Raw genomic sequence first — 26,669 nt, forward strand, 5'->3', positions numbered from 1 at the left:
GCAGCTCAGCTGCGCTGCGAATCCAGCTGCTCCTGGTTCTTCTGCACGTCCTGCGCCTTGAGGTAGCTCTCGATCAGCAGCTGGTAGTTCGGGAAGATCTTCGTGTAGACCTCGGCCCATTGCTGGGCATCGTCGCGGTTCCAGCTGCGCTGGATCTCCGAGGCCACCGCGGCGGTGTCCATCGGCACCACGCCGGCCTGCACCACGCGGGCCAGGGTGATCTCTTCGGCCATCTTCGAATAGGTGCCCGAGGCATCGATCACCGCGAACACCTGGTAGCCATCGGCCACGGCGGCGATCGACGGGAAGGCCATGCACACGCTGGTGATGGTGCCGGCAATGATCAGCTGCTTGCGGCCGGTAGCCTTCACCGCAGCAACGAACTCCGGGTTGTCCCAGGCATTGATCTCACCCTTACGCGCTACATACTGGGCATGCGGGGCGGCCTCATGGATCTCCGGAATCAGCGGACCGTTCGGGCCCTGCGGGACCGAGGCGGTGGTGATCACCGGCATCTTTGCCAGCGTGGCCATCTTCGCCAGCGCAGTGGCGTGGGCGCGCACGCTGGTGAATGGCATGTCACCGATGGTCTGGAACAGGCCGCTCTGGTGGTCGATCAGCAACATCGCGGCGTTGTCCGGATCGATCACCGGGCGGGCACCGTTGAAGTTGGCGGGGGTACTCATGGTCGGTCTCCTGGGGAAAGTGGGCGATGGCCCATTGGCGCGGCGGGTCATCGCCCGCCGCGCGGAAGCGCTCAGTGCGCGATCCGGCCGAAGCGGCCGCTGTTGAAGTCGTTGACCGCCTGGCTGATCTCGGCCTGGCTGTTCATCACGAACGGGCCATAGCCCACCACCGGCTCGTCGATCGGCTCGCCGCTGAGCAGCAGCACAGTGGCGTCGCTGTCGGCGTCGACGAACACGTCCTCGCCGCTGCGATCGAAGGTGACCAGCTGCGCCTCGCCGACCGGCTGGCCGCCGTTGATCCGGACCTGGCCCTTCAACACCACCAGCGCCAGCGTGCGGCCATCGGCCACCGGCAGTTCGGCGTGGTGGCCCTGCTGCAGGCGGATGTCCCAGACATCCATCGGCGTGTGGGTACGTGCCGGGCCGGCGTGGCCGTCGAGGCGGCCCGCGATGACACGCACGCGGCCGGCGCCTTCAGGCAGATCCACCGAGGGAATGTCGGCGTCGAGCAGGGTCTGGTAGCCCGGTGCGCCCATCTTGTCCCGCGCCGGCAGGTTCACCCAAAGCTGCACCATGTCCAGGGTGCCGCCGCGCTTGCTGAATTCCGGCGTATGGAATTCCTCGTGGAGAATGCCGGAGGCAGCGGTCATCCACTGCACGTCGCCCGGGCCGATGGTGCCGCCGGCACCGGTCGAATCGCGATGCGCGACCTCGCCTTCATAGACGATGGTGACTGTCTCGAAACCGCGGTGCGGATGCTGGCCGACCCCACGCGGGGTATCGCTGGGCGCGAAGCTGTACGGGCCGGCATAGTCCAGCAGCAGGAACGGGCTCAGGTGCTGGCCGTGGGTGTTGTAGGAAAACATCGAGCGGGCGGGGAATCCGTCGCCTACCCAGTGCGGGCGGGGGGCGCTGTAGCTACCGGTGACACGCTTCATGGCGATCTCCTGGCCGGGGCTGCCGGCCGCTGTTCTTCGTTGCGAAGACGATATCGCCGCGACAATTGGGCCGGTAGACGCCAATATTTGCCGTCATAGTCCTATCTGGTGAACAATGGCGGCAGGCCGTGGGCCGCAGGAGATCGCCCCGTGTTCATCGCAGATATCCGCCGTTGTGATCTCAACGATCTGTTCTATTTCGCCATGGTGGTCGAGCACGGCGGCTTCTCGCAGGCCGGTCGGGCGCTGGCCATGCCAAAGTCGAAACTGAGCCGGCGCATCGCGCTGCTGGAAGAACGGTTGGGCGTGCGCCTGATCCAGCGCTCGACCCGGCGTTTCTCGGTCACCGAGGTCGGCCAGGACTACTACCGCCATTGCAAGGCAATGCTGGTCGAGGCCGAGGCGGCCGAAGAAGCGATTGCGATGTCACGCGCCGAGCCGCGCGGCACGATTCGCCTGGCGTGCCCGATCGCGATCCTGCATGCGCGCATCGGCACGATGCTGGCCGACTTCCTGGCCCTGCACCCGCAGGTGACGGTGCAGCTGGACGCCACCAACCGCCGCGTGGACGTGGTGGGCGAGGGTGTGGACGTGGCGATCCGGGTACGGCCGCCGCCGCTGGAGGACAGCGACCTGGTGGTGCGTGTGCTGGCGCGCCGGGTGTGGTGCACCAGTGCCAGTCCGGCGTTGTTGCAGCGGCTGGGTACGCCGCAGGTGCCGGCTGATCTGGCGATGATGCCGACGGTGGACCTGGCATCGCCCAGCCAGCAGCATGTATGGGAGTACACCGGGCCGGAGGACGTGCAGGCCAGCGTGCACCACCGTCCCCGGCTGGTCAGTGATGACATGATCGCGCTGCGTGCGGCCGCCGTGGCCGGGGTCGGGCTGCTGATGCTGCCGCGGATGATGATCACCGATGAGCTGGCCAGTGGCTCGTTGGTACCGGTGCTGCAGGAGTGGGTGCCGAAGCATGGCATCGTGCATGCGGTGTTCCCGTCGCGGCGGGGGCTGCTGCCAGCGGTGCGCGCGTTGATCGATTACCTCGCCGAGCGTTTCGAGGCGCTGGAGGAACCTTAGATCCTCCATCCACGCATGGCGTGGATCTACTGTAGAGCCGAGCCGATGCTCGGCTGCCCTTGGCCCAGGCACAGCCGAGCATGGGCTCGGCTCTACACGGTGCGGCTTGCCGCCTGCGGCCGCGCGGCCCACAATCCACCTTCGGACCGTCGCCATCACGCCCATCATTCCCCGGTCCGGCCTTGGCACCTATGTCTCCCAATGCCCTGGCGCTGGTCGAGCTGCTGATCCGCGAGCGCCGTGCGTTGTCTCGCTTCATCGCGCGCTATCTCGACCCGGCCAGTACCGAGGACACCCTGCAGAACCTGTACCTGAAGGCCAGCAGCGTACCCGGCGATCCACCCATCCTCGAGCCGCGCGGCTATCTGTACCGGATGGCCTATCATCACGCGCTCAACCGCAGCCAAGCTGAGGCCCGCGAGCGGCGCGCGATGGCCGAGTACGCCGTCGACATGGTCGATGCAGGCCATGATGGCGAGGCCCAGGCGCTGGACCAGGCGCAGCTGCGCGAGATCACCCAGACTATCCTTGCGTTGCCGGCACAGGTGCGCGAGTGCTTCGTGCTCAACCGCTACCTGGGCCTGAGCGAGCGCGAGATCGCCGCGCATCTCGGCATTTCCAAGAGTGTGGTGGGCAAATACGTGATGCGCGCGGCGTTGCTGATCCAGCAGCACCAGCAGGGAACACGCCGATGAGCCGCGATTGCCGTGGGCAGATCGCGCCCGCCGTTGTCACAACAGGAAGGCGCACCCGTTCGCGGTGCGGCAGGCCACAACCATGACCACGTCCGAACCCTCGCCGCGTCAGGCCAGGCAGGCGTTGCGCTGGGTGATCCGGTGCAGCGCAGGCCCGCTGCCGGAACGCCAGCAACGAACTCTGCAGCGCTGGCTGCAGGCCGATCCCCGCCACGCGTTGGCATGGCGCCAGCAGCAGGCCTTCTGGCAAGGGTTGGATGCCGCCGGGCCCGAGGTGCTGGCCGCGCTGCCCGGGTTGACGGCTGATCGCCAAGGGTTGCGCCCGATCGCGCCGCGTCGGCGCCTGCCGTGGCTGCTGGCCAGTGCTGCCGCGGTGGCGCTGATGGTTGCCGCTGCGCCACACGCGCTGCTGTTGGCACGCAGTGACCTGCGCAGCAGCGATGCACCGCGCGTGGTGCAGTTGGAGGACGGCAGCACCGCGGTACTCGATGCGGGCACCGCACTGGCGGTTGCGTTCGATGGCCAGCAGCGGCGCCTGCGCCTGTTGCGCGGGCAGGCCTGGTTCCAGGTGGCGCATGAACAGCGTCCGTTCCAGGTCGATGCCGGCGGTGGCCAGATCCGTGACATCGGCACGGCCTTCAGCGTATCCATGCAGGACACCACGGTCGTGACCCAGGTCAGTGAGGGTGTCGTGGATGTGCGCCCCGGCGATGGCAGCGTACAGCGCCTGCATGCCGGGCAGGCACGTGTGTTCCGTGACGGTCGCTGGCTGCAGCCGGTGCGGCTGGAAGATCCCGAGACCATGGCGCCGTGGCGGCGCGGCGAGGTGGTGATCGACGATCAGCCGGCCGCGCAGGCCATCGCCGATCTGGCGCGCTACCGCCGTGCTCCGGTGTGGGTACTGGGCGGGCAGGGCAAGGACGTACGGGTCAGTGGCCTGTTCCATCTGCAGCAGCCGGAGACCGCCATTGACGCGGTCGCCGCGCAGGCAGGACTGCGTGTGCAGCGCTTGCCCGGTGGCGCGCTGGTGGTGTGGTGAGGCGCCTGCGGCGCAGCGCACAGCCCGCCACATGAAAAAAACATGAAAAAACCGTGGGCACTCGCTGTGCCCTGCTGTCTATAGAGGTATAGCCAGAGCGAAACACCGTTTCTCCTCAAGCCAGACATGCCACCGGCACCGGATGTGCCCGTGGTTCCGCCACGCTTGAGGAGTTCCTGTCCATGCCGTCCACGGCATTCGCCTGTCATCGTCGCGCCACCGTCCTGGCCCTGGCCATCTCCACCGCACTGCTGCCGCTGGCTTGGGTGCCGGTCGTGCAGGCGCAACCGGCGGTCGTCGCGCCGGTGCGCCAGTACGTCATTCCGGAACAGCCCTTGGCCGACGCCGTGCGTGCCTTTGGTCGCCAGGCTGATGTGCAGGTGGTGTTCCGCAGTGACCTGGTGGAGGGCCGCCGCTCCAGTGCAGTGCGTGGTGAGTACAGCCAGATGCAGGCACTGCAGCAGCTGCTGCGCGGCAGCGGCGTGCGCGCGCAGCGCGGCATGGACGGCACCTGGAGCCTGCGTGCCGCAGCGGAGGCGGGTGAGGGGGAAGGGGTGCGGGTGACCGAAACACTGGACGTGGCCGGTCGCCTGCAGTCGGAAGGGGGCGAGGCCCGTGATCGACGCGGCTACGATGATGTGTTCGCGCTGGACCTGACCACGGCGTATTCGGGGCGTGACCGGGTGGAGCGCTATCGCGGCTCCAATCCGGCCGACGTGGTCAAGGATCTGATCGGTGTGTTCAGTGGCGACGCACGCAACAGCGGCGCGCTGGACATCAACATCCGCGGCATCCAGGGGCCGGGGCGGGTGCCGGTCAGCATCGACGGTGGTGAGCAGGCGCTCACGGTCTGGCGCGGCTACAACGGCGTCAGCAACCGCAACTACATCGATCCCAACCTGATTGGTGGCATCCAGGTCATCAAGGGGCCAGGGCTGGTGCGCGATGTGCACAGCGGGATCGGTGGCGCGCTGGTGATCAAGACCATCGACGTCGATGACATCGTGGAAGCGGGTGAGCGCTTCGGCGGGGAGCTGAAGATCGAAGGCAGCAGCAATGCGGTGGCGCCGCGCCTGCCGCGCCTTCACACCGGCGAGGACTACCGCACGGTACCCGGCTTCCCGCAGGCGTCGCCGGCCTCGCCCTATGACGACCGCACCCTGGTGGTGCCGGTGAAGTCGCGCAGTGGCAACAATCCCTTCGACGGCGAGGACCAGGCCTGGCGTCTGGCGCTCGGCTACCGCGGCGATACGGTCGACCTGATGGCGGCCTATGCCTGGCGCAAGCGCGGCAACTACTTCTCCGGCAGCAAGGGCAGCGCCTACTACGACCAGGACCCGCGCGAGCAGTTCGAGTACCAGGGCATCGACTACATCACCACGCTTGCGCGCTACTTCAAGCCCGGCGATGAAGTGCCCAACACTTCCAGCGAACAGGAATCGTGGCTGCTGAAGGGCAGCTGGCAGATCAACGATGTCCAGCAGCTCAAGGCCACGTGGCGGCGCACGCTGTCGCACTACGGCGAGATCATGCCGTCGCGCATCCTGTCCGCGCCCGATTACGGGCGCATCCAGTGGCCGCTCAGCCGGGTTGCGTCCGATGCCTGGAACCTGGAGTACCGCTTCCAGCCGGCCGGAAGCCGCTGGCTGGACCTCTACGCCAACCTGTGGCGCACCGAGACGGACAGCGATACCTACACCGCAGGCGGCTTTCCCAACTTCGCGCCGGGAAATCCGGCCTGGAACCCGGGCGCCAGCCCGATCCTGCGCAACACCGCGCTGGCCAATGCGCGTAATGATCGCACCGGCCTGACCCTGAGCAACCGTTTCGCCCTGCATTCCCGCCTGGACCTGACCGTGGGCGGCAACTGGCAGTACGAAAAGCTCGGCTCGCGTGACCCGTACTTCGGTCCTTCCGATGGTTGGCGCATGTACCCGCGTGCCGGTCGCCGCCAGGAAGGCGAGGGCTACCTCAATCTGGCGTGGCGCCCGTTCGAGTTCCTCACCCTCAACGCCGGCGTGCGCTACAGCCGCTACTGGGCGTTCGACGACTTCCTGCAGGCGCATTCGGAGCTGCTGACCAAGGGCGTGGGCAGCAAGGAGGCGACCTACCGGACCAACGAGCTGCCCGAGCGGCCGGCCAGTCTGCAGGCGGAGATCGACGCGCTCGAGGCCGAACGTGAGTTCTGGGAGAGCATCGGTATGGGTTCGGTGATCGACGATGCGTTGCATGGCCTGCTGGCGTACTACGAGACGCCGCAGGCAGTGGAACACCGCATCGCCTGGCAGCCTGATGCCAGCGGCAATTACAGCCGTGCCACCAACCCCTGCCTCAATGGCCAGGTGGCGGGGATTCCCGGTGCGCTGCCGCTCTACGCGGGCAGCGACCTGGTCTGCAGCATCGGCAGCACCCTGCAGTCGCGACCGGTGGATGGGCGCAATGAACGCCGTCGTGACCATGCCTGGCTTCCCAGTTTCTCGGCCACGGTGAACCTGTCGCCGGCCGCACGCGTCTACCTGCGCTACAGCGAGGCAGTGCGCTTCCCGAGCATGTTTGAAAGCACCATCGCCTTCTCCAGCAGCCTCAACCCGCTGTATTCGCTCAAGCCGGAACACGCCTACAACTACGAACTGGGCTACGTGCACAACCTTTCCGGCCTGTTCGGCAACACCGCCGATGCCGACGTCAAGCTGGCCTATTACGTGCACAAGACCCGCAACGTGATCGAGCGTGATGCGTATTTTCTGTTCGACAACATCGACAAGCAGACCATTCGCGGCATCGAGCTGCAGGCGCGCTTCGACAATCGGCGCTTCTTCACCGACCTGGGCATCGCCCGCACGCTGGAAAACGAGGTGTGCGACGAAAGTACGGCCGTGCTGCTGGACGCCAATCGTGGCCTGGTCCCGAACTGCGTGCAGGACGGCTTCGTCAGTGGCTACCTGCTGACCCAGGCGATTCCGAAGCTGTCTGTGAACCTGTCGCTGGGCACCCGCCTGTTCGATGAGCGGTTGGAACTGGGCAGCCGCATCGTTCACTACCAGCGCCACGAAAACCCCGATCTGCAGGCGTACCGCGACCGGCTGCTGGCCGGTGGCAGCAGCCTGCTGTGGCAGAACGTGCCGTTCACCTGGGGCAACATCACCACCGTCGATGCCTATGCGCGCTGGCGCTTCAACGAGCACGCCAGCGTCGAGCTGGTCGGCAGCAACCTCGGCAACCGCTACTACGTCGACCCGGCCACACGCTCCACGCTGCCGGCGCCGGGCCGCACGATCAAGCTCGGCGTCACCGCGCGCTTCTGATGTATCCGTTTCACGTGTTGTACCCGTAGTTCCCTCAATCCAAGGAGCAATACCATGAAGATGATCTCCCGTTCGGTTCTCGCCGTTGCGGCAACCTTCGCCCTGGCTGGTGCCGCGCAGGCAGCCGATATCGTGGGCGCAGCCAGCCCGGTGACCGATGCCGAGCTGTACGTCGCCGTCGGTGAATCGCAGGTCAACGGTGGCCCGCACCAGGCTGGCAAGGCCGGCATCGGCGTCGGCACCGTCTCCGGCGCCCGCCGTGTCGACTTCCAGGGCCTGTCGGCGTACTCGGTGCCGACCACGGTCAACGGCACCACCGTGCGCACCCTGGCCATGCCGATCACCGGCGCGCCGGGCAGCCACTCGGGCATGGGCCACTTCAACTTCGTCAAGGTCGGCAGCGGCGATGTGTGGTTCGGCGAGTGGTCCAAGGATGGCGCCGCCGGTGGTTTCAACAACCGCCAGGTCTATTTCGTCGGTGACCGCACCGGCACCACGCTGCCGGCCGGTGTGGCCACCTACAGCGTGGCAGGCCTGAACAAGTTCAATGGCAGCAACCTGCTGTCGGGTACCTTCCGCGCCAACTTCGGCAATGGCACCCTGCTCGGTGGCCTGAGCGGTGGCGGCCTGTCGATCAACGTCAACGCCAACATCAACAGCGCCAACGCCTCGTTCGCCGGCACCGCCACCGCCAACGGCTCGGTCACCGGCACCACCCAGGGTCAGTTCTTCGGCGCCAACGCGGCCGCCCTGGCCGGTATCGCCACCTTCAGCGGCAACAGCCAGTACGACACCGCTTTCGGCGGCAGCAAGAACTGATCGCCACGCCCTTGACGGGGCAGGGCAGGGACAAGCCGCGATCCGCCAGTCCCTGCTTCGGCCCGGTGTACGCTCCACCACGGATCGACCATGCGCCATTCCATCTTCCTTGTCGTACTGCTGTTGGCTGCCACCAACGTGCGCGCCCAGCAGGACGATCTTCGCCGTGTGCTTGAACAGGGCACCGAACTGCGCCACCAGCAGCAGGACCAGCAGCGCCTGCAGCAGGCCGAGTCGGAGCGGCCGACCATCACCATCGACGGCCAGACGCTGCGCGTGGAGCGCACCGTCGATGATCTTGGCCAGGCCCTCTATCTGTCACTGCAGCATCAGCAATGGCAGGTCGCCGCTGCGTTCCTCGATGAGTACATCGAGCTGCCGGGGCATGACCCCCTGCTGCGCCACTACGCGCAGGGAGCGCTGGCGCGGGTGGCAGGCGACCATCGTCGCGCAGCGAAGGAGTACGAAGCGCTGCTGGCGTCGCAGCCGGATTTCCTGCCGGCCCGCCTCGAGCTGGCGCGTGTCTATGCGGAAGACCAGCGCGATCGCGATGCGGCCGCGCTGTTCACGGCCATCGCTGCAGGCATCAATGCCGATGATCCGGCCACGGCCGGCGTCCGTGCGCGCGTGGACGGTTACCTGAGTGCCCTGCAGGCGCGCCAGCGCTGGAAAGGCGCGCTGTCCGCCGGCCCGGCATGGAGTGACAACATCAACCGCAGCTCGGCCAGTCGCACCTGCCTGTTCGGCGTGGGCGACGCCTGCATCATCGAGCGGAAGCTGCCGGATGCCCAGCGCGCGGCGGGCCTCGACTACGACGCCAGCCTGGAACGGCGCTGGGTGCTCGGCGGGCATCATGGGCTGTACGTGCGCGGTCTCGCCTTCGGTCAGGCATGGCGCGGGCACAGTGCGTACAACGAGCTCAATGCCAACGTGCAGGCGGGCTACAGCTGGCGTAGTGCACGGCAGACCGTGATGCTCGCCCCCAGCTATGACTATCAGGGCCTGGGCAACCATGCGCTGCAGGGCGGCAGTGGCGTGCACGCGGAATGGCAGTACACCCTGGATGCACGTAGCCTGCTCAAGCTGGAGGCCGACTGGAAGCGCCAGCGGTATCGCCAGCAGGGCCTGGCCAGCAACTACGACGGCGAGCTGGCATCGGTGTATGCCACCTGGTTCCGCGCGCTCAATCCGCGCTGGACGGTATTCGCCGGGCTGGATGTCACCGACAGCAGCGCTGCCGACCCGGCCAACGGCTACCGTCAGCGGGGCCTGCGGCTGGGTGCGGCACGGCAGTGGAGCGGCACCACCGCCACCCTGTTCGTGTCGCTGCGCCAGCGCGACTACGACACCTGGAGTCCGTTGCTGGAGGCGCGCAGGCAGGACGACGAACAGAATCTGATCGCCATCGTGCGCAGTGAGCGCCTGGCCGTGGCCGGGCTGGTACCCAGCCTGAGCCTGCGCTACGCGCGCATCGACAGCAACGTCGGCTGGCTGTACAGCCACGACCGTAGCCTCCTCAGCCTGAAGTGGGAACGGGCCTTCTGAACGCGCCGTTGCGCTGCCGCGGTGAACGCGCCGTGGCCGCGATCTTCATCCATCATCACGCGCTCTTGTAGCCCGGTTCGCGCATCCTGCGGGCGTTGCGGCAGAGGTAGGCCGCGTGCATCGAGGAGCGCCGGTCGTGCTGGAAGCGGGCAACAAGCCAGAGGGCCTGAAAGGGCTGCGTGTACTGGTGGCGGAGGATGAATTCGCCATCGCGATGTTCCTGGTCGACTATCTGGAGCTGAAAGGCGCACAGGTGGTGGGGCCTGCCGGTGACCTGCAGGCGCTGGGGCAGCTGGTCGATACCCATCCCATCGATGTGGCGCTGCTTGACATCAACCTGGGCGGTGAGCAGGTCTATCCGCTGGCCGATCGGCTAGCCGAGGCAGGCACCCCCTTCCTGCTGACCTCCGGTTACGACGACAACCTGCCCAGCCGCTTCGCCAGCGCACCGCGCTGTACCAAGCCTTATCACATCGAAGCCCTGGTGCAGCAGCTGGCGGGGCTGGTGGCGACGCCGCAGGTCTCTGCGGGCACCGCCTGATTGCGCGGCATGTCGCGCCGTCCTGAAGGTATCCACGCCGCCAAGCTGCGTGGCGGGATGCCACCTGCACCGCGCCTGCGCGCGCGCCACGATGGCATGGCCGCCCGCATAGACCGCCACGACTGGTCATCCACACCGTTGGGTAGCTGTGAGCAGTGGCCACCCCACCTGCGCGCCACCGTCGACCTGATGCTCGCCCATGGCTTCCCGATGATCGTGCTGTGGGGCGAGCAGCTGGTGCAGCTCTACAACGATGGCTATGCCGAGATCCTGGCTGACAAGCATCCTGGCGGGCTCGGCCAGCCGACCCGCGAATGCTGGCCCGAGGTGTGGCATATCAATGGGCCCATCTACACCCGTGTCTGGCAGGGCGAGACACTCACCTTCGAGGACAAGCTGTACCCGCTGGTCCGGCGCGGTCGGTTGGAAGACATCTGGTTCACCATCACCTACAGCCCGATCCGTGGTGAGGAAGGACGCATCAACGGCGTACTGGTGACCATGTTCGAAACCACCGCCGCGCATCTGGCGCTGGCGGCGCGAGAGCGCGAAGAGCTGCGGCGGCGTGAGAGCGAGCGGCGCCTGGAGCTGGCCTTCCGGATGTTGCCGGTGGGCCTGTGCATCGTTGATCTGCAGGGCCGGATGCTGCTGTCCAACGATCAGATGCGTGCCTACCTGCCCACGGGCAAGGTGCCATCTTCGGATGCAGAGAACCAGCATCGCTGGCGTGGCTGGCACGCCGACGGCACCCCCATCGGGCCGGAGGATTTTGCCATCGCCCGTGCGATGCGCGGCGAGACCGTGGTGCCGGGGTTGGAGTTCCAGTACCTGCATGACGATGGCCGCGCGCGCTGGACCCGGGTCGCGGCCGCGCCACTGCGCGATGGTGATGGCAAGGTCAGCGGAGTCTTTGCCATCGCCGTGGACATCGACGACCTCAAGCGTGCCACCGAGCGCCAATCGGTGTTGCTGGCCGAGCTGCAGCACCGGGTGCGCAACATCATGTCGACCATCCATGCCATTGCCTGGCGGACCCGCGAGTCGGTCAGCAGCGTGGATGAATATGCTGAACGGTTGTGCGGGCGACTGATGTCACTGGCGCGCACGCAAAGCCTCCTGACCCGTGGCGCCAATGCCGGGGTCTGCCTGCGCGGCATGCTTGATGAAGAGATCGCGGCGCAGACGCCAGCGGCGGCTGCCTATCGCCTGCAGGGCGAGGACGTGCTGCTGCCGCCGAAGGCGGCCGAAGTACTGTCCCTGGCGATCCATGAGCTGGCCAGCAACGCACTGCGGCACGGCGCTCTGACCCATGAGGATGGCCGGATCGAGGTGACCTGGGATCTGCAGGTTCAGGCCGGTCAGCCATGGCTGGGCCTGCACTGGTGCGAGCGCCACGCCGAGGTGGAGGACTGGGAGTTGCCCCGGCAGCGCGGCCTTGGCCGGGCGCTGATCGAGCAGCGCGTGCCGTACGAACTGGCCGGCAGCGGTGAGTTGCGCTTTGGTCCCCAAGGCCTGGACGCCTGGATCCGCTTCCCTCTGCGTGAACGCGACAGCCTGCTGCAGACCGATGCCCCGGGCGCCGCGGACGATTCCGGCAGATAGATGTCCATTTATCCCCAATTTGGCCAAATTGGGCATAATGGCCTCAACTGTCCCTGCCCGGAGCCGTGCCATGACCCTGCCGCTGGATCTGCCCGGCCTCGAAAAGGCCCCGGCGTCGTCGGTGAAGACCCGTGGCTGGCCGAGCCTGATGCGCACTGTGCGCGAGAAGCAGGCGCTGGTCATCACCAACCACAATCATCCGGAAGCGGTGATCGTGGATATCCGCACGTATCAGGAACTGCTGGCCAAGGCCGCCGGCGGTGACGCCGGTGAGCGCAGCGAAGAACTGCTGCGCCTGCGCGATGAATTCGACCAGACCCTGGCCAGCCTGCAACGCGGAGAGGGGTTGGGCAGGGTGCTTGGGCAGCCGATCCGTCGCGGTCGCAAGGTCACCCTCGGCCGTCCGCTCTGACCGATGGGGCGGATCCTGGTGTTGGCCGGCGTCAATGGCGCCGGCAAAAGTTCGCTGCTGGGCACCTGGCTGGAGGCCGAAGGGCTGAGCTGGTTCAACCCCGATTCCTTTACCCGCCGCCTGGTGGACGCCGGGTGGCCATTGGCCGAAGCCAACGCCGAAGCGTGGCAGGAAGGCACCCGCCGGCTGCGCAAGGCCATGGCCGACGGCAGCGACTTCGCATTCGAGACTACGCTGGGGGGCAACACCATCCCGCGATTGTTGCGCGAGGCCTGCGACCAGCACCAGGTGGCCATCTGGTTCTGTGGCCTGGCGACGGTGGAACTGCACATCGCCCGTGTCGCCGCGCGGGTAGCTGCCGGCGGCCATGATATTCCGGTGGAGAAGATCCACGCCCGCTTCGACTCGGCACGCGAGCACCTGCTGGATCTTCTGCCGTACCTGGCCGAGCTGCACGTGTACGACAACAGTGCCCCGGCTGATGCCGATGGCTGCGTCGAGCCGCTGCCGGTGCTGGCAATGACGCATGGCCAACTGCAGTATCCGGTCTCGGTGGCCGAGCTGATGCACACGCCGGACTGGGCCAAGCCCATCGTGATGCGCGCGATGGAGTTGAATGCCGCGCGCGATTGAGGCCATGCACGTTGTAGGGCCGAGCCCATGCTCGGCTGATTCCGAGAAAGGCAGCCGAGCGCGGGCTGGGCTCTACAGGGCCGGCTTCACCTGCTCAGGCTCCGCGACGTCCGGCAGCGGCGGCAGGCTCGGGTCCACCGTCACCGGTACATCGCTCTTCAGCAATGCCGCCGCTTCCTTGTCGCTGCCCACAGCGGGCGGCGAACCGCGAAGCGGCAGACCAGCGGTTTCCTTCACGAACAGCATGGTCACCAGCCCGACCACCGCCGCGCCCATCAGGTAATAGGCCGGCACCAGCGGATCGCCGGTACGCTCCACCAGCCATGCGGTGACCAGCGGCGTCGTGCCACCGAACAACGACACCGACACATTGAAGGCGATCGAAAGCGCGCTGTAGCGCACCGGGGTGTAGAACAGCGCCGGCAAAGTGGACGGCATCGAACTGGTGAAGCACACCAATGCAAGGCCCAGCAGCATCAGGCCCAGGAAAATCAGCCAGTCGTTGCCGCTGCCCACCAGCAGCAGGCACGGAATAGCCAGCACGAGCAGCGCGATGCAGGCACCGATGATCATCGGCCGACGGCCCAACCTGTCACTGAACAACCCGCCGACGATGTTCAACGGCATCATCACCAGCATCACGATGATGATCAGCAGCAGCCCCTTGCTCTCGGCATAGCCCATGGTCACGCTGAGGTAGCTGGGCATGTAGGTCAGCAGCATGTAATCGGTGACGTTGAACACCAGCACCAGGCCCATGCATACCAGCAGCTGGCGGCCATGCACCTGGAACAGCGCGCCAAGCCCGGGCCGATCATGTTCGCGTTTCTCGGCCTCCTCGGCGAAGGCGCGGAATGCCGGGGTCTCTTCCAGCTTCATGCGCATGTACAGGCCGAGCAGGCCCAGCGGGCCGGCCACCAGGAATGGAATGCGCCAGCCCCAGTCCAGCATCTGCTCGCTGCTCAACAGCATGTGCAGTGCGGTTACGGTACCGGCACCGGCTATATAGCCGCCCAGCGTACCGAACTCCAGCCAGCTGCCCATCAACCCGCGGTTGCGGTCGGTGGAATACTCGGCGATGAAGGTGGCCGCACCGCCATACTCGCCGCCGGTGGAAAAGCCCTGCACCACACGCGCCAGCAGCAACAGCACCGGTGCCCAGATGCCGATCCGCTCGTAGGAAGGAATCAGGCCGATCGCAAAGGTACCCAGCGCCATCAGGATCATGGTGAACGCCAGCACTTTCTGGCGCCCGTAGCGGTCGCCGAGTGGGCCGAACACCAGGCCACCCAGCGGGCGCACCAGGAATGCCACGGTGAAGGTGGCGAAGGCCGCGATCACCTGCGCGGTGGGATTGCTCGACGGGAAGAACACCTGGCCGATGGTGACGGCCAGATAGCCGTAGACACCGAAGTCGAACCACTCCATGGCATTGCCGAGTGCAGCGGCACCGACGGCGCGCTTGAGCATGGGCTTGTCGACGACGGTGATCTCATCGACCTTCAGGTGGCGGCGGCGTTTGAACCAGCCGAAGTGGGCATGGGAATCGGGCGTGTCCTGCATAGGGGCTCCCTTGTAGGTATGGAATAGGGGAATGGGTGCTGTGGTGTGTCCCGGAAATCGGAAACGGCGATGCAGGCGCAAGTGGCGCAGGGGCATCGGAAGGCGGCGTGGGGGCCGGGGAATGTGTGCAGGCGCAACGCCACGCGCACGGCAAAGCACCGCCGCAAGGGCGGAAACGCGGCAACGGGATCACAACGGCCGCGCAGTTGGCAGCCGCGTGTCACATCAGCGTGTGGGGAAGGCAGGCCGTGGGCCTGCGGGCGTCATCCGCCGGGATCCAGCGCGAGGCGATGGAAATGCAGGGCGGGAGCAATCGTGGCAAGCGAAGCGCCGGTCGGCAGTGCTTCCCACGTAACAGGTGCGCCCGTCACGTAGTGGGTCATGTCGATCATCCGTTCATCATAACGGCACCGGCGTGAGCGTGCAGCGAAGCGGGCTGATCTGCACGCTGTGTTCCACGTCGCCTGTTCAGAAGGTTCAGGCTGACTTCGCCAGCAAACCGAACACCGTGCAGGCCATCGCCAAGGCGCCCGGCAGTGCCAGTTTCCGCGTGACCAGTGCGGCGCCGATCATCGTGAGCACCGAGAGCATGATGGCCAGGGCGAAGAACGGTTGGCCCTGCAGGAACTGGTGGATGCAGCCGGCACAGCCGGCAATGGCCAGGCTGGTGGCGAAGCAGACGTGGAACAGTGAGCCAGCGTGCACAGCGGTTCCTCGCGATGATGGAGGCCATAGCGGCAGGCGTCCCGGTAAATTTAGGGTGGATTTCAGATTGCGATGACGGAATCACATCCTGTACGCGCTCTGGTGACATAGGCGTGCATAAGGTGGAGCACACACCCACTTTTCAAATTGACGGAGGATGCAATGGCGCGGACGATTCCCGAAGGAACGCTGATCGTGGTAGCCGACGGTGGTTCGGCACGGGTGTTCACCAACGTGGGCAGCAACCATCAGTTGACCCTGAAGCAGGAGGGCGAGTTGCGCCTGCAGGACATCAGTGAGCAGGGCGTGTCCGGGCAGGGGCCTGCGGGTGCCGTGCCGAAGGACATGTCGGTCTCGCAGCTCAACGAGGCGACGTTCGCCAAGCAGGTGGCCGAACAGCTCAATGAGGATGCCTTGAAGAACCGCTATGCGCACCTGGTGTTGATCGCCGACCCGACCACGCTGGGTCGCATTCGTCCGCTGCTGCATAAAGAGGTCCAGGCGCGATTGCTCGGGGATATTGCCAAGGACCTGACCAACGCGCCGCTGGAAGACATCCAGAAGGCACTGGCGGCGTAGCGCTCATGCCGTTCATGCGTGATCACCTTCCGAACGAGCCCACCTCTGCGGGGGTGGCGGCGCAGGCTGGGTGGCAGGTGCTGGAGTTCGGTGCGCCCTGGTGCGGTCATTGCCAGGCCGCGCAGCCCGCGTTGCAGGCCTTCGTCGAAGCGAACGATCTGCCGCATTGGAAGATCGAGGATGGCAAGGGAAGGGCATTGGGGCGAGCGTTCAAGGTGAAGCTGTGGCCGACAGTGGTGCTGCTGCGCGATGGAGAAGAGGTCGCGCGGGTGGTGAGGCCGCTGCACAGCGCGGACCTCATGTCGTTGCAGAACGCGCTTCCCGGTTGACGATTGAACCCGGCGCGGGACACCGGGCAGTCGCACTGCAGCATGCGGCGTGACAGGCCCGGTGCTAGCATCCGGCTACCACCTGAATCGATCCAAATGCCGATGCCCACGCTGGACCGTCGTCTCCTGATTGCTGTCGCCGCCACGGCAATGCTCGCTTCCTGCCTGGCGTCGGCCGCTCCCGCCAAAACCGCCGCCGACAAGGCCTACGCCTCGGTCGACCCGTTCATTGGTACTGGAGGTGAAGGCCACACCTACCCGGGTGCCACAGTGCCGTTCGGCATGGTCCAGCTCAGCCCGGATACGCGCATCCAGCCGCGTGAGAAGGCCTACGGCTGGGCGGCCGGCTATCGCTACGACGACAGCAGCATCGTCGGCTTCTCGCACACCCATTTTTCCGGCACCGGCCATTCGGATCTGGGCGACATCCTGCTGATGCCGTTCACCGGCAATCCGGGCCTGGAGCGTGGCGATCCCGAGAAGCCGCGCAGCGGCTATGCATCGCGCTTCCGCCACGACGACGAGAAGGCCGAGCCGGGCTACTACGCAGTCACCCTGGATGACTACAAGGTGCGCGCGGAGCTGACCACCAGTGCGCGCGTGGGCGTGCACCGCTATGCCTTCCCCAAGGGCGCCGATGCCAAGGTGCTGCTGGACATGCGCACCAGCATGTACGACTACCCGGGCAAGGTGCTGTGGTCGCGGGTGCGGGTGCGCGCCGATGGCACGGTGACCGGCTTCCGCGAGACGCGCGGCTGGGCGCCGGGCCGCCAGCTGTATTTCGCGATGCGTTTCTCGCGCCCGCTGGCCGGGCATGAGCTGCACAACACCGAGCAGGACATCGTCTACAAGGGCTTCCCGCCGCCGGGCGAGAAGGATCCAGCGCAGCGGGCGCAGATCGAAGGCCGTCAGCTGGTCGGTACCTTCGCATTCGGCAAGCTGGACGCACCGCTGGTGGTCAAGGTTGCGATCTCGCCGGTCAGTGAAGCCGGTGCCATCGCCAACCTCGGCGCGGAAGTGGCGGACTTCGATTTTGACCGCATTCGCGCGCAGGCAAAGCAGGAATGGACGCAGGCGCTGTCGGTGCTGGATATCGAAGCGCCGGAACATGCGCGACGCAGCGCCTATACCGCGCTGTACCACACGATGCTGGGGCCGACGCTGTTCATGGATGCCGATGGCCAGTACCGCGGTTCGGACAACGCGGTGCACCAGGCCAAGGGCTACACCAACTACTCCACGTTCTCGCTGTGGGATACCTACCGCGCGCTGCATCCGCTGCTGACGCTGGTGCAGCCGGAGAAGCGCAACAGCGACTTCGTCAATTCGATGCTGGCCCACCATGAGCACAGCCCCTACGGCATGCTGCCGGTGTGGTCGTTCCACGGCCTGGAAGACTGGTGCATGATCGGCTACCACGCCGTGCCGGTGATCGCCGATGCCTACGTAAAAGGCATCCGTGGCTTCGACGCCGACAAGGCGCTGAAGGCGATGGTCGAGACCGCCAACTACGGGCCCTACGACGGCATCGCGCAGTACCGCGAGCTGGGCTATGTGCCGATCGACGAGGAAGGCGAAGCGGCCAGCAAGACACTGGAGTACGCCTTCGACGACTGGACCATCGCGCGCATGGCACAGGCGATGGGCAAGACCGATGTTGCGGCCACCTTCGACAAGCGCGCCGGCAACTGGCGCAACGCCTTCGACAAGGACACCGGCTTCATGCGCGCACGCAAGCGCGATGGCAGCTTCCGCACGCCGTTCGATCCCAGCGCAAGTGGTTACGGCACCGACTACACCGAAGGCAATGCCTGGCAGTATTCGTGGTACGTACCGCAGGACGTCGCCGGCCTGGCCGCCGCGCACGGTGGCAGCGACAAGCTGCTCGCGCGCCTGGACGACGTGTTCAGCGCCAAGGTCGATCCGTCCATCTTCGAGCACATGGAAGACATCACCGGCCTGATCGGCTGGTATGCGCATGGCAACGAGCCCAGCCACCACGTGGCCTACCTGTATGCGTATGCCGGCCAGCCGTGGCGCACGCAGGCGCGCCTGAAGCAGATCATGGACACCCAGTACGCCGACCGTCCCGATGGCCTGGCCGGCAACGATGATGTCGGCCAGATGTCGGCGTGGTACGTGTTTACCGCGCTGGGCTTCTACCCGGTGGCCCCCGGCTCGGGCGAGTACATCCTGGGTCGTCCGTTCCTGCCGAAGACCGCGATGCGACTGCCGAACGGCAAGACCTTCACCATCGTGGCCGATGAGCTGGATGACAAGCACACCTATGTGGGCAGCGTGAGCCTCAACGGCAAGCCGCTACAGCGCACCTTCCTGCGCCACGACGAGATCCTGGCCGGCGGCGAACTGCGCTTCAGCATGCAGGCCGAGCCGAACAAGGCATGGCCGGGGCAGGGCGCGCAGGCGCCGTATTCGATGAGCCGGTGACGCTTGGTTGGCACGCTACACGGCTGACCTGGAACCTGTAGAGCCGAGCCCATGCTCGGCTCAGGCATCGTGCCAGGAGCAGCCGAGCATGGGCTCGGCTCTACAAGGGCAATTCGACAAAGGTCAGCGAAACCACAACCCCACCCGCGCGCCACCGATCGGGGCGGTATCAATCACCAGCGCCGCACCATGCCGCTGCGCGATCTCGGCCACGATCGCCAGCCCCAGCCCGCAGCCATCACCTTCGCTGCTGGCCCGGTAGAAGCGTTCCGTGACGCGCCCGCGTTCGGCCTCGGCAATGCCGGTGCCGTCATCATCCACCCATGCCTGAACGCCTTCGGCATTCTGCTGCAGGCCCAGGGTGATCACACCACGCACGGCACCATAGCGCAGTGCGTTGTCCAGCAGGTTGCCCAGCGCCTCGCGCAGCAGCTGCGGATCGCCCTGTACCTGCACGCCGTCGTCGGGCCCGTCATAACCCAGGTCCACGCCTGCAGCCAATGCACGGTCCGCATAGCGCTCCACCACGCCGCGCGCCAACGCGGCCAGGTCCACTGGCTGCAGCGGCAGTGCACTGCCATGCGGATCTTCGGAGCGGCTCAACATCAGCAGTTGGTTGACCAGATGCTGCAAGCGGGCCAACCCGGCCAGCGTGCCGGACAGCGCCAGCTGCTGGGTCTGCGGATCATGCTGGCGCAATGAGCTCTCCAGCTCCACCTGCATGGCTGCCAACGGGGTGCGCAGTTGATGTGCGGCGTTGCTGACGAAGCGCCGCTGCGCATCCTGCATCGCGTCCAGGCGCTGCAGCAGGGCGTTGTAGGCCTCAACCGCCGGCCACAGTTCGCGCGGTGCCTCCTGCGCCGGATCCAGCGGTGCCAACGGATCCGGCCGCGGGCTGGCCAGCTTCCGTGCGACCAGGTTGGCGTGGCCTGCGGCGGCGCCGGTGCCGGACCAGGCCAGCCACGCCGCCAGTGCCAGGATCGCGGCCTGGAACGGCACGCTGGTCAGCAGCAACTTGCGTTCCAGCCGGTGGCGCTTGCGCAGTGTTTCGGCCACGCGCAGCCGGATGTCATGGCCCGGGCCGGCGCTGACCACCACTTCGACCATGCGCACCGGTTGACCACGCAGGCGCGCATCGTAGTAGACCGCATCGTCATTCGCGGCGGCGCTCGCCGGACGTGGCAATGCATCGGGCAGGTCGCCATACAGGCGCCCGCCCACGGCGTCGACCACCTCGCCATGCACTTCGTCGGCGGTGTCCCAGGTGAACATGCGTGATACCGCAGGGGTGATCTCGATGGATGCGCGGCCGTCCTGCACCGTCACCAGCTCGGACAACGACATCGCCGAATCCAGCAGCCAGCGGTCGTAGACCTGGCCGGCGTAGAAACGGGCCAACGCAAACGAGTCAACCGCACTGCACAGCATCAGCACCAGCAGCGGCAGCCACAGGCGGCGCAGCAGCAGGCCACGCAGGCTGTGTACGCGCTCAGTCACCCACGGCCTCCAGCCGGTAGCCGAGGCCGCGCAGCATGCGGATGCCGACGCCGGCGCGGGCCTGCTCCAGCTTGCGGCGCAGGCGGCTGACGTGCACCTCGATCACCGACAGGTTGGCCTCGTGGTCCCAGCTGTAAAGCGCATCGAACAGGCGCTGCTTGGTCACGGTGCGGCCGGGGTGCTGCATCAACGCTTCGACCAGCGAAAGCTCGCGCGCGGTCAGCTCGATACGCTGGCCTTCTACCTGCACTTCGTTGCGGATGCTGTCGAAGCACAGCCGGCCCAATCGCTTCTGTGCGGGTGCGTCACTGCGGCGGCGCGACAACGCACGCAGGCGCGCTTCCAGCTCGCCCAGCGCGAATGGTTTTGCCAGATAGTCATCGCCGCCACGATCGAGGCCAAGGATGCGATCCTCCACGCCATCGCGCGCAGTGAGAATCAGCACCGGCAATGTGGTGCCATCGTTGCGCAGGCGCGACAGCAGGTCGAGGCCATCCACGTCCGGCAAGGAAAGGTCCAGCACCATCACGTCATAGGGTGCACTGGCCAGCGCCGCAGGTGCGTGCAGTCCGCGCGAGAGGTGGTCGCACAGATGGCCAGCACCTTGCAGGGCGCGGATCAGTCCATCGGCCAGGGCGGCATCGTCTTCGATCAGCAGGATTCGCATTGCAAGCTTCGTGCAAGGTTGGGGCAAGTTTGGCGCAAGTGCATCACCTTACCTTGACGCACATGAATTTCTCCTCTCGTCTTGCGGCCGTGCTGGCCACTCTTCTGTGCGCGCCTGTGGCTTCGGCGCTGTCCCTGCAGGACGCGCAGCGCGCAATGGACGCACACAACCCTGACTTGCGTGCGGCGGCACTGGAGCTGCGCGGTGTGCAGGGCGATGCGCAGACGGCGGCATTGCGCCCGGCCACCGAGCTGTCGCTCGGTACCAGCAAGGTCAGCCCCAAGCATGGCATCGGCCCGGGGCGCTGGCAGGACAAGCGCGTGGACAGCACCGTGGGCCTGGGCTGGACCTGGGAACGTGGTGGCAAGCGTGCGTTGCGCATCCGCCAGGCCGACGCGCTGCTGGAAGTCGCAGGGCTGGAGATGCTCGATACCCGTCGCCGACAACAGGTGGCACTGCATGAAGCCTATTTCGGCCTGAAGGGCGCGCAGGAGCGGGCCCAGATTGCCGACGCCAACCGGCAGAGTTCGGCCGAGCAGATGGCGGCGGCGGATAAGCAGGTTGCGACAGGGGCGATGGCACCGGTGGATCGCGCGCGCCTGGCGGTGGACGATCTCGCCGTAGCCGACGCGGCGCGCGAAGCAGCGCTGGATCTGCGCGACGCGCGGCATGCGCTGGGCTTGCTGCTCGGCCGCGACGGCAGCCATGACCTCAGTGCCGATGATCCCTGGCCGGAGGCCAGCAGCGTGGCCGGCGTGCATGCGTTCGATCCGCAGCAGCGTGCCGATCTGCGCGCGGCACGTTTGCGCCTGGCCGCGGCCGACGCCGGTGTGGCACTCGCGCGCAGTGAGCGCCACCGCGACATCCAGTTGGGCGTGGAGGCCGAGCGTGAGCCGACCGACATCAGCGGCGTCACCTGGGGTGTGTCATTGACCATTCCGCTCGGCGGCCCGTCACGTGCGCGCGGCGCGATCCAGCGTGCCGAGGCCGACCGTGACAGTGCCGCGCTGGAACTGCAGGTGCTGCAGCGCGAAGCGCGCGCCGAACTGGACCAGTTGCAGGCCAGTGCGCAGTCCGCCGCACAGCGTCGCAGCGACTACGAAGGACTGCAGTCAGACGCCGCACGCAAGGCGGTGCAGGGCATCGAGCTGGCCTACAGGCGCGGCGCCGCCAGCCTGACCGATCTGCTGGATGCGCGCCGCAGCTGGCGCGAGTTCGAGGCCGCGTTGATTGAAGCGCGTGCCGACCATGCCATTGCCCTGGCGCGCTGGGTAGCGGCCACTTCCGTTGCTGAAGGAGAATCCCGATGAAGTCCATCGTCGCCCATCGCCTGCGGGCGCGTCATGCCGTGCTGCCGGCGCTGCTGGCGCTGGCCCTGCTGGGGGGCTGCGGTCGCGAGCCGGCGTCGTACACCGAGGATGCGCCGCAGGTCAGTGCCGGGCAGATTCAGTTCCCGGCCGACAGCCGCCAGCTGGACGTGCTGCGCAGCGAGGTGGTGACCGCCGGCGCCAGCGCCAGGCTGCAGCTGCCGGGCCGCGTGGTCTGGGACGAGACCCGATCCAGTGCACTGCGCACGCCGTTGGCGGGGCAGGTGGCGCGCATCGAGGCGCAGCCAGGGCAGAAGATGAAGGCGGGCCAGGTGATCGCCTGGATCACTTCGCCCGAGTTCGGCCAGGCCCAGGCCGACGGCGTGCGTGGCCGCGCCGAGCTGCAGCAGGCCCGCAGGGAGCTGGAACGCACCCGCGAGCTGCACGCCGCAGGCGTAGCGTCCGGGCGCGAACTGGACGAGGCCGAGGCCAGCTTCGCCGGCAGCCAGGCCGATCATGCACGCGCGACCGCCTTCGCCAAGGCCTATGGCAATGGCCAGCACGTCGACCAGCGCCTGCCGTTGCGCGCGCCCATCGACGGCGTGCTGGTGGAGCGGCGGATGAGCCCGGGCATGACAGTCAGCCCCGACAGCGATCAGCCGTTGGCGGTGATTGGCGATCCGGACCGCCTGTGGTTGATGCTGGATGTACCGGAGAGCCTGGCCGGACGCTTGAAGGCCGGCATGCAGGTGAGCGTGCCCGGCGCCGACGGCACGCCGTTGCAGGCCACGCTGCAGCACGTAGACGACTTTGTCGACAGTGAGCGCCGCGTAGTGCAGGCGCGCGCCGAGCTGGACAACCGCGCACGCGGCTTCAAGGCAGGGCAGTACGTGCGTGCACAGGTGGCGTTGCCGGCCGAGGGAGGTGTCTCGCTGCCCGATGCGGCCGTGTTGTTGATCGACGGCAGGCAGGTGGTGTTCGTGGAAGAGGGCAAGGGCCGTTTCGTGCGCCATGCCGTGCAGGTCGAAGAACTCGGTGATGGCCGCTTGTGGGTGCGTGAGGGCCTGGCGGCCGGCAGCCGGGTGGTGGTCGAGGGCGGGCTGCTGCTGCAGCAGCTGGTGGACAGCGCGCCGGTAGCAGCGGCGACTGCTCGCGCTACAGGGCATGCCGCGCCATGATCGATCGCCTGATTGCCTATTGCCTGCGCCAACCGTTGATGGTGATGCTGGCATTGCTGTTGTTCATCGGCGCCGGTATCGCCGCGTTCCGCGTGCTTCCGGTGGAAGCCTTCCCGGATGTGTCCGACACCCAGGTGACGGTGGTGTCGCTGCACCCGGGCCGTGCCGCCGAGGAAGTGGAGCGCGAGGTAACGATGCCACTGGAGGTGGCGTTGTCCGGCATTCCGCATTCGGTGCGGGTGTTCTCGCATACGCAGTTCGGCCTGTCGATGATCATCCTGACCTTCCATGACAAGGCCGACGACTATTTCGCGCGGCAGCAGGTGCTGGAGCGCCTGCAGGGCGTGGAGCTGCCGGAAGGGGTGACCCCTGAGCTGGAGGCGATGAGCTCGGCGGTGGGCGAGATCTACCGCTATGTGCTGAAGGGCCCGCACCTGACGTCCACCCAGCTGCGCACGGTGCAGGAATGGACGATGGAGCGCAGCCTGCGCACGGTGCCAGGGGTGGCCAATGTGGTCAGCTTTGGGGGCTTCGCGAGAACATTCCAGGTCAAGCCGGATCTGGACAAGCTGCGCGACCGCGGTATCAGTCTCGGCGAGTTCGCCGAGGCGCTGGAGAAGGGCAGTTCCAATGCCGGTGGCGGCTACGTGGAGCGCGGCCAGCAGCAGTTCCTGATCCGTGGTGTCGGCCTGATGCGTTCGCCGGCCGACATCGGCAACGTGGTGGTGGCGCAGCGGGGGGGCACGCCTCTCCTGGTGCGCGACCTGGCCGGCATCGCCGACACCGGCCTGCCGCGCCAGGGTCTGGTCGGACAGGACGACAACGACGATGCGGTGTTCGGCATGGTGCTGATGCGCAAAGGCGAGAACCCGTCCGATGTGCTCGATGCGCTGCATGCGCGCATTGCCGAGATCCAGGCCAACCAGCTGCCGGCCGGGGTCAGCATCGAGCCGTTCTATGACCGCTCGTGGCTGGTCTCGACCACATTGAAGACGGTGTTCCGCAACCTGCTGGAAGGCGCGGTGCTGGTGTTCCTGGTGTTGTGGCTGTTCCTGTACAACGCCCGGGCCGCGCTGATCGTGGCGGCGATGATGCCGCTGGCCCTGCTGTCGACCTTCCTCGGCCTGCATCTGTGGGGTGTGCCGGCGAACCTGCTGTCGTTGGGTGCGATGGATTTCGGCATCATCATTGATGGCGCGGTGATCGTGACCGAGCACATCGTTTCGCGACTCTCGAAACTACCACCCGACGCCGACCGGAAGGCGCGGTTCTCGACCATTCTTTCAGCCGCATCGGAAGTGGGCCGGCCGACGTTCTTCTCGATGCTGATCATCATCGCCGCACACATCCCGATCTTCACCCTGCAGCGCCAGGAAGGCCGCATGTTCGCGCCGATGGCGTATTCGGTGACCTCGGCGTTGATCGGTGCGCTGATCCTGGCGCTGACCGTGGTACCGCTGTTCTGCTACTGGTGGTTGCGGCGCGACCGCATGCGCGACGGCAATCCGCTGATGGACCGCCTGACGGGTTGGTACAAGCCGGTGCTGGAGCGCGCCCTGGCGCGACCGCGTACAGTGGTGCTGACTGCAGTGGCGCTGCTGGTCGGTACGCTGGCGTTGGGCACGCGACTGGGCTCGGAGTTCCTGCCGGAGCTGGACGAGGGTTCGATCTGGTTGACCGCCACGCTCGACCCCAGCACCAGCCTGGCCGAAGCCCAGCAGCAGTCGCGGCGCATCCGTGAGCTGGTCGGCACCTTCCCGCAGGTGTCGACGGTGGTGGCCAAGCTTGGCCGCCCGGAAGACGGCTCCGACGCCAAGGGCGCCAACCAGATCGAGGCGCTGGTAGCGCTGAAGCCGGAAAAGGAGTGGCCGAAGGGCGTGGACAAGCGGCAACTGGTGAGTGACCTGCAGCGCACCCTGGAGCAACGCATTCCGGGGCCGGAGTTCTCGATCTCGCAGCCGGTGCGCGACAACATCCTGGAGAGCATCTCGCAGATCAAGGGCCAGGTGGTGATCAAGGTCAGTGGCTCGGATCTGGACGTACTCAACCAGCAGGCGCAGGCGATCCTGCGCCAGGTACGTGGGGTGGAGGGCGTGGAGAGCGCGTTCATCGACCGGGACGGGTCATTGCCGCAGCTGCAGATCGAGATCGACCGCGACCGAGCTGCGCGCTATGGCCTCAATGTGCGCGACATCGACGAGGTGATCGAGACCGCACTGGGCGGGCGCCAGGTTGGCGAACTGTGGGAGGGCGACCGCAAGTTCCCGATCACGCTGCGCCTGGACGACGCCGACCGCGACCTGCAACGGCTGCGCACGGTGCCGGTCGGCATCGGTGACGGCCACACCGTGACGCTGTCCGACGTGGCTGATTTCCGCATGGCCAGCGGCGCGATCAACATCTCGCGCGAGAACGCACAGCGGGTGAAGGCGGTGAGCATCTTCATCGCCGGGCGTGACATGGGCAGCGTGGTGGCCGACATGCGCAAGCGCGTGGACGCCAGTGTTCAGCTGCCGGAAGGCTACCGGCTGGAGTGGTCCGGCGAGTTCGAGAACCAGCAGCGCGCGATGAAGCGGCTGGGCTGGGTGATTCCGTTGTCGGTGCTGCTGATTTTCGTGCTGCTGTTTGACGCGTTCAAGGACATCAGTAGTGCAGCACTGATCCTGGCCAACGTGCCGCTGGCGATGATCGGCGGCATCCTGGCGCTGTGGCTGACCGGCATTCCGCTGTCGGTGTCGGCGGCGATTGGATTCATCGCCTTGTTCGGGCAGGCGGTATTGAACGGGGTGGTGATGCTCAGTCGCTTCGCGCAGCTGCGAGATCAGGGCATGGACCTGCTGCAGTCGGTGGTACAGGGATCGCTGCAGCGCCTGCGCACGGTGCTGATGACCGCGCTGCTGGCGATGTTCGGCCTGCTGCCGATGGCGACTTCGCATGCGATCGGTGCCGAGACGCAGAAACCGCTCGCGGTGGTGGTGATCGGCGGCCTGCTGTCGGCGATGCTGCTGACCCTGCTGGTGCTGCCCACGCTGTACTACTGGGTACACCGCCGCCGCGAGGCGCGGACGGGCTGACGATAATGTAGAGCCGAGCCCGTGCTCGGC

22 protein-coding genes are annotated in these 26,669 nt (G+C 66.8%); 16 read left to right on the plus strand and 6 right to left on the minus strand.

The features are described from left to right. Positions 1-5: 5 nt before the first annotated feature. Both D7Y61_RS03340 and D7Y61_RS03345 read right to left on the minus strand, forming a co-directional pair. Positions 6-686 carry a hydrolase gene (locus D7Y61_RS03340; RefSeq protein ID WP_049399760.1) on the minus strand — a complete coding sequence of 227 codons (681 nt, stop codon included), beginning with the start codon at positions 684-686 and terminating at the stop codon, positions 6-8. Positions 687-757: 71 nt separating this feature from the next. Further along, positions 758-1,624 carry a pirin family protein gene (locus D7Y61_RS03345; protein WP_180865007.1) on the minus strand — a complete coding sequence of 289 codons (867 nt, stop codon included), beginning with the start codon at positions 1,622-1,624 and terminating at the stop codon, positions 758-760. Between the two features lie 150 nt (positions 1,625-1,774). On the opposite strand from D7Y61_RS03345, the gene D7Y61_RS03350 reads away from it, so the two are divergent. From D7Y61_RS03350 to D7Y61_RS03395, 10 genes are all read left to right on the plus strand, one after another. Next, a complete protein-coding gene (locus D7Y61_RS03350; RefSeq protein ID WP_180865009.1) occupies positions 1,775-2,701 on the plus strand; it encodes a LysR family transcriptional regulator in 927 nt (308 codons plus the stop codon). A 191-nt stretch (positions 2,702-2,892) separates the two neighbouring features. Continuing rightward, positions 2,893-3,396, plus strand: a complete 504-nt coding sequence (locus D7Y61_RS03355; RefSeq protein ID WP_180865011.1) for an RNA polymerase sigma factor — start codon at positions 2,893-2,895, stop codon at positions 3,394-3,396. A gap of 82 nt (positions 3,397-3,478) precedes the next feature. Then, positions 3,479-4,435 carry a FecR family protein gene (locus tag D7Y61_RS03360; RefSeq protein ID WP_180865014.1) on the plus strand — a complete coding sequence of 319 codons (957 nt, stop codon included), beginning with the start codon at positions 3,479-3,481 and terminating at the stop codon, positions 4,433-4,435. A gap of 182 nt (positions 4,436-4,617) precedes the next feature. Then, positions 4,618-7,740, plus strand: coding sequence for a TonB-dependent receptor (locus tag D7Y61_RS03365; RefSeq protein WP_180865016.1), 3,123 nt, complete (start codon positions 4,618-4,620; stop codon positions 7,738-7,740). Between the two features lie 54 nt (positions 7,741-7,794). Beyond that, on the plus strand, positions 7,795-8,559 hold the full coding sequence (locus D7Y61_RS03370; RefSeq protein ID WP_180865018.1) for a Slam-dependent surface lipoprotein: 765 nt from the start codon (positions 7,795-7,797) through the stop codon (positions 8,557-8,559). A gap of 90 nt (positions 8,560-8,649) precedes the next feature. After that, entirely contained in the window at positions 8,650-10,104 is a 1,455-nt protein-coding gene (locus D7Y61_RS03375) for a surface lipoprotein assembly modifier (protein ID WP_180865020.1), read from the plus strand. Positions 10,105-10,240: 136 nt separating this feature from the next. After that, the gene (locus tag D7Y61_RS03380; protein WP_180865094.1) at positions 10,241-10,645 is read left to right on the plus strand and encodes a response regulator; all 405 of its coding nucleotides are present in this window, start codon (positions 10,241-10,243) and stop codon (positions 10,643-10,645) included. A gap of 9 nt (positions 10,646-10,654) precedes the next feature. After that, entirely contained in the window at positions 10,655-12,247 is a 1,593-nt protein-coding gene (locus tag D7Y61_RS03385) for a sensor histidine kinase (RefSeq protein WP_180865022.1), read from the plus strand. Between the two features lie 70 nt (positions 12,248-12,317). Next, positions 12,318-12,659: a type II toxin-antitoxin system prevent-host-death family antitoxin gene (locus tag D7Y61_RS03390; RefSeq protein ID WP_180865025.1), complete on the plus strand. Its 342-nt coding sequence runs from the start codon at positions 12,318-12,320 to the stop codon at positions 12,657-12,659. A gap of 3 nt (positions 12,660-12,662) precedes the next feature. After that, positions 12,663-13,292, plus strand: a complete 630-nt coding sequence (locus tag D7Y61_RS03395; protein WP_180865027.1) for an AAA family ATPase — start codon at positions 12,663-12,665, stop codon at positions 13,290-13,292. A gap of 72 nt (positions 13,293-13,364) precedes the next feature. Here the strand turns inward: D7Y61_RS03395 and proP are convergent, their stop codons facing one another. Beyond that, on the minus strand, positions 13,365-14,855 hold the full coding sequence (proP, locus tag D7Y61_RS03400; protein WP_180865029.1) for a glycine betaine/L-proline transporter ProP: 1,491 nt from the start codon (positions 14,853-14,855) through the stop codon (positions 13,365-13,367). A 477-nt stretch (positions 14,856-15,332) separates the two neighbouring features. Beyond that, positions 15,333-15,560 (minus strand): hypothetical protein, encoded by a 228-nt coding sequence (locus tag D7Y61_RS03405; RefSeq protein ID WP_049462507.1) that lies wholly within the window; start codon positions 15,558-15,560, stop codon positions 15,333-15,335. A gap of 162 nt (positions 15,561-15,722) precedes the next feature. Between D7Y61_RS03405 and D7Y61_RS03410 the strand changes: the two genes are divergently transcribed. The 3 genes from D7Y61_RS03410 (at position 15,723) to D7Y61_RS03420 (ending at position 18,916) form a co-directional block, all read left to right on the plus strand. Further along, positions 15,723-16,139 carry a host attachment protein gene (locus D7Y61_RS03410; protein WP_019337746.1) on the plus strand — a complete coding sequence of 139 codons (417 nt, stop codon included), beginning with the start codon at positions 15,723-15,725 and terminating at the stop codon, positions 16,137-16,139. A 5-nt stretch (positions 16,140-16,144) separates the two neighbouring features. After that, complete coding sequence (locus tag D7Y61_RS03415) at positions 16,145-16,468, plus strand: thioredoxin family protein (protein ID WP_180865031.1); 324 nt, start codon at positions 16,145-16,147, stop codon at positions 16,466-16,468. Positions 16,469-16,564: 96 nt separating this feature from the next. After that, the gene (locus D7Y61_RS03420; protein ID WP_180865033.1) at positions 16,565-18,916 is read left to right on the plus strand and encodes a GH92 family glycosyl hydrolase; all 2,352 of its coding nucleotides are present in this window, start codon (positions 16,565-16,567) and stop codon (positions 18,914-18,916) included. 123 nt (positions 18,917-19,039) lie between these two features. Here D7Y61_RS03420 and D7Y61_RS03425 read toward each other — a convergent pair whose 3' ends face one another. After that, positions 19,040-20,413: a sensor histidine kinase N-terminal domain-containing protein gene (locus D7Y61_RS03425; RefSeq protein WP_180865035.1), complete on the minus strand. Its 1,374-nt coding sequence runs from the start codon at positions 20,411-20,413 to the stop codon at positions 19,040-19,042. Then, entirely contained in the window at positions 20,406-21,080 is a 675-nt protein-coding gene (locus D7Y61_RS03430; RefSeq protein ID WP_180865037.1) for a response regulator, read from the minus strand. The genes D7Y61_RS03425 and D7Y61_RS03430 overlap by 8 nt, the downstream gene beginning before the upstream one ends. Before the next feature lie 62 nt (positions 21,081-21,142). Here D7Y61_RS03430 and D7Y61_RS03435 point away from each other — a divergent pair, with 62 nt between their 5' ends. Genes D7Y61_RS03435 through D7Y61_RS03445 form a run of 3 tightly spaced genes read left to right on the plus strand, consistent with a single transcriptional unit; the run spans position 21,143 to position 26,639 of the window. Then, a complete protein-coding gene (locus D7Y61_RS03435; protein ID WP_180865039.1) occupies positions 21,143-22,390 on the plus strand; it encodes a TolC family protein in 1,248 nt (415 codons plus the stop codon). Continuing rightward, complete coding sequence (locus D7Y61_RS03440) at positions 22,387-23,565, plus strand: efflux RND transporter periplasmic adaptor subunit (RefSeq protein ID WP_180865041.1); 1,179 nt, start codon at positions 22,387-22,389, stop codon at positions 23,563-23,565. The genes D7Y61_RS03435 and D7Y61_RS03440 overlap by 4 nt, the downstream gene beginning before the upstream one ends. After that, positions 23,562-26,639 (plus strand): efflux RND transporter permease subunit, encoded by a 3,078-nt coding sequence (locus D7Y61_RS03445; RefSeq protein ID WP_180865043.1) that lies wholly within the window; start codon positions 23,562-23,564, stop codon positions 26,637-26,639. The genes D7Y61_RS03440 and D7Y61_RS03445 overlap by 4 nt, the downstream gene beginning before the upstream one ends. Positions 26,640-26,669 lie beyond the last annotated feature (30 nt).

Source organism: Stenotrophomonas maltophilia, assembly GCF_013464485.1.
GTDB lineage: Bacteria > Pseudomonadota > Gammaproteobacteria > Xanthomonadales > Xanthomonadaceae > Stenotrophomonas > Stenotrophomonas maltophilia_AW.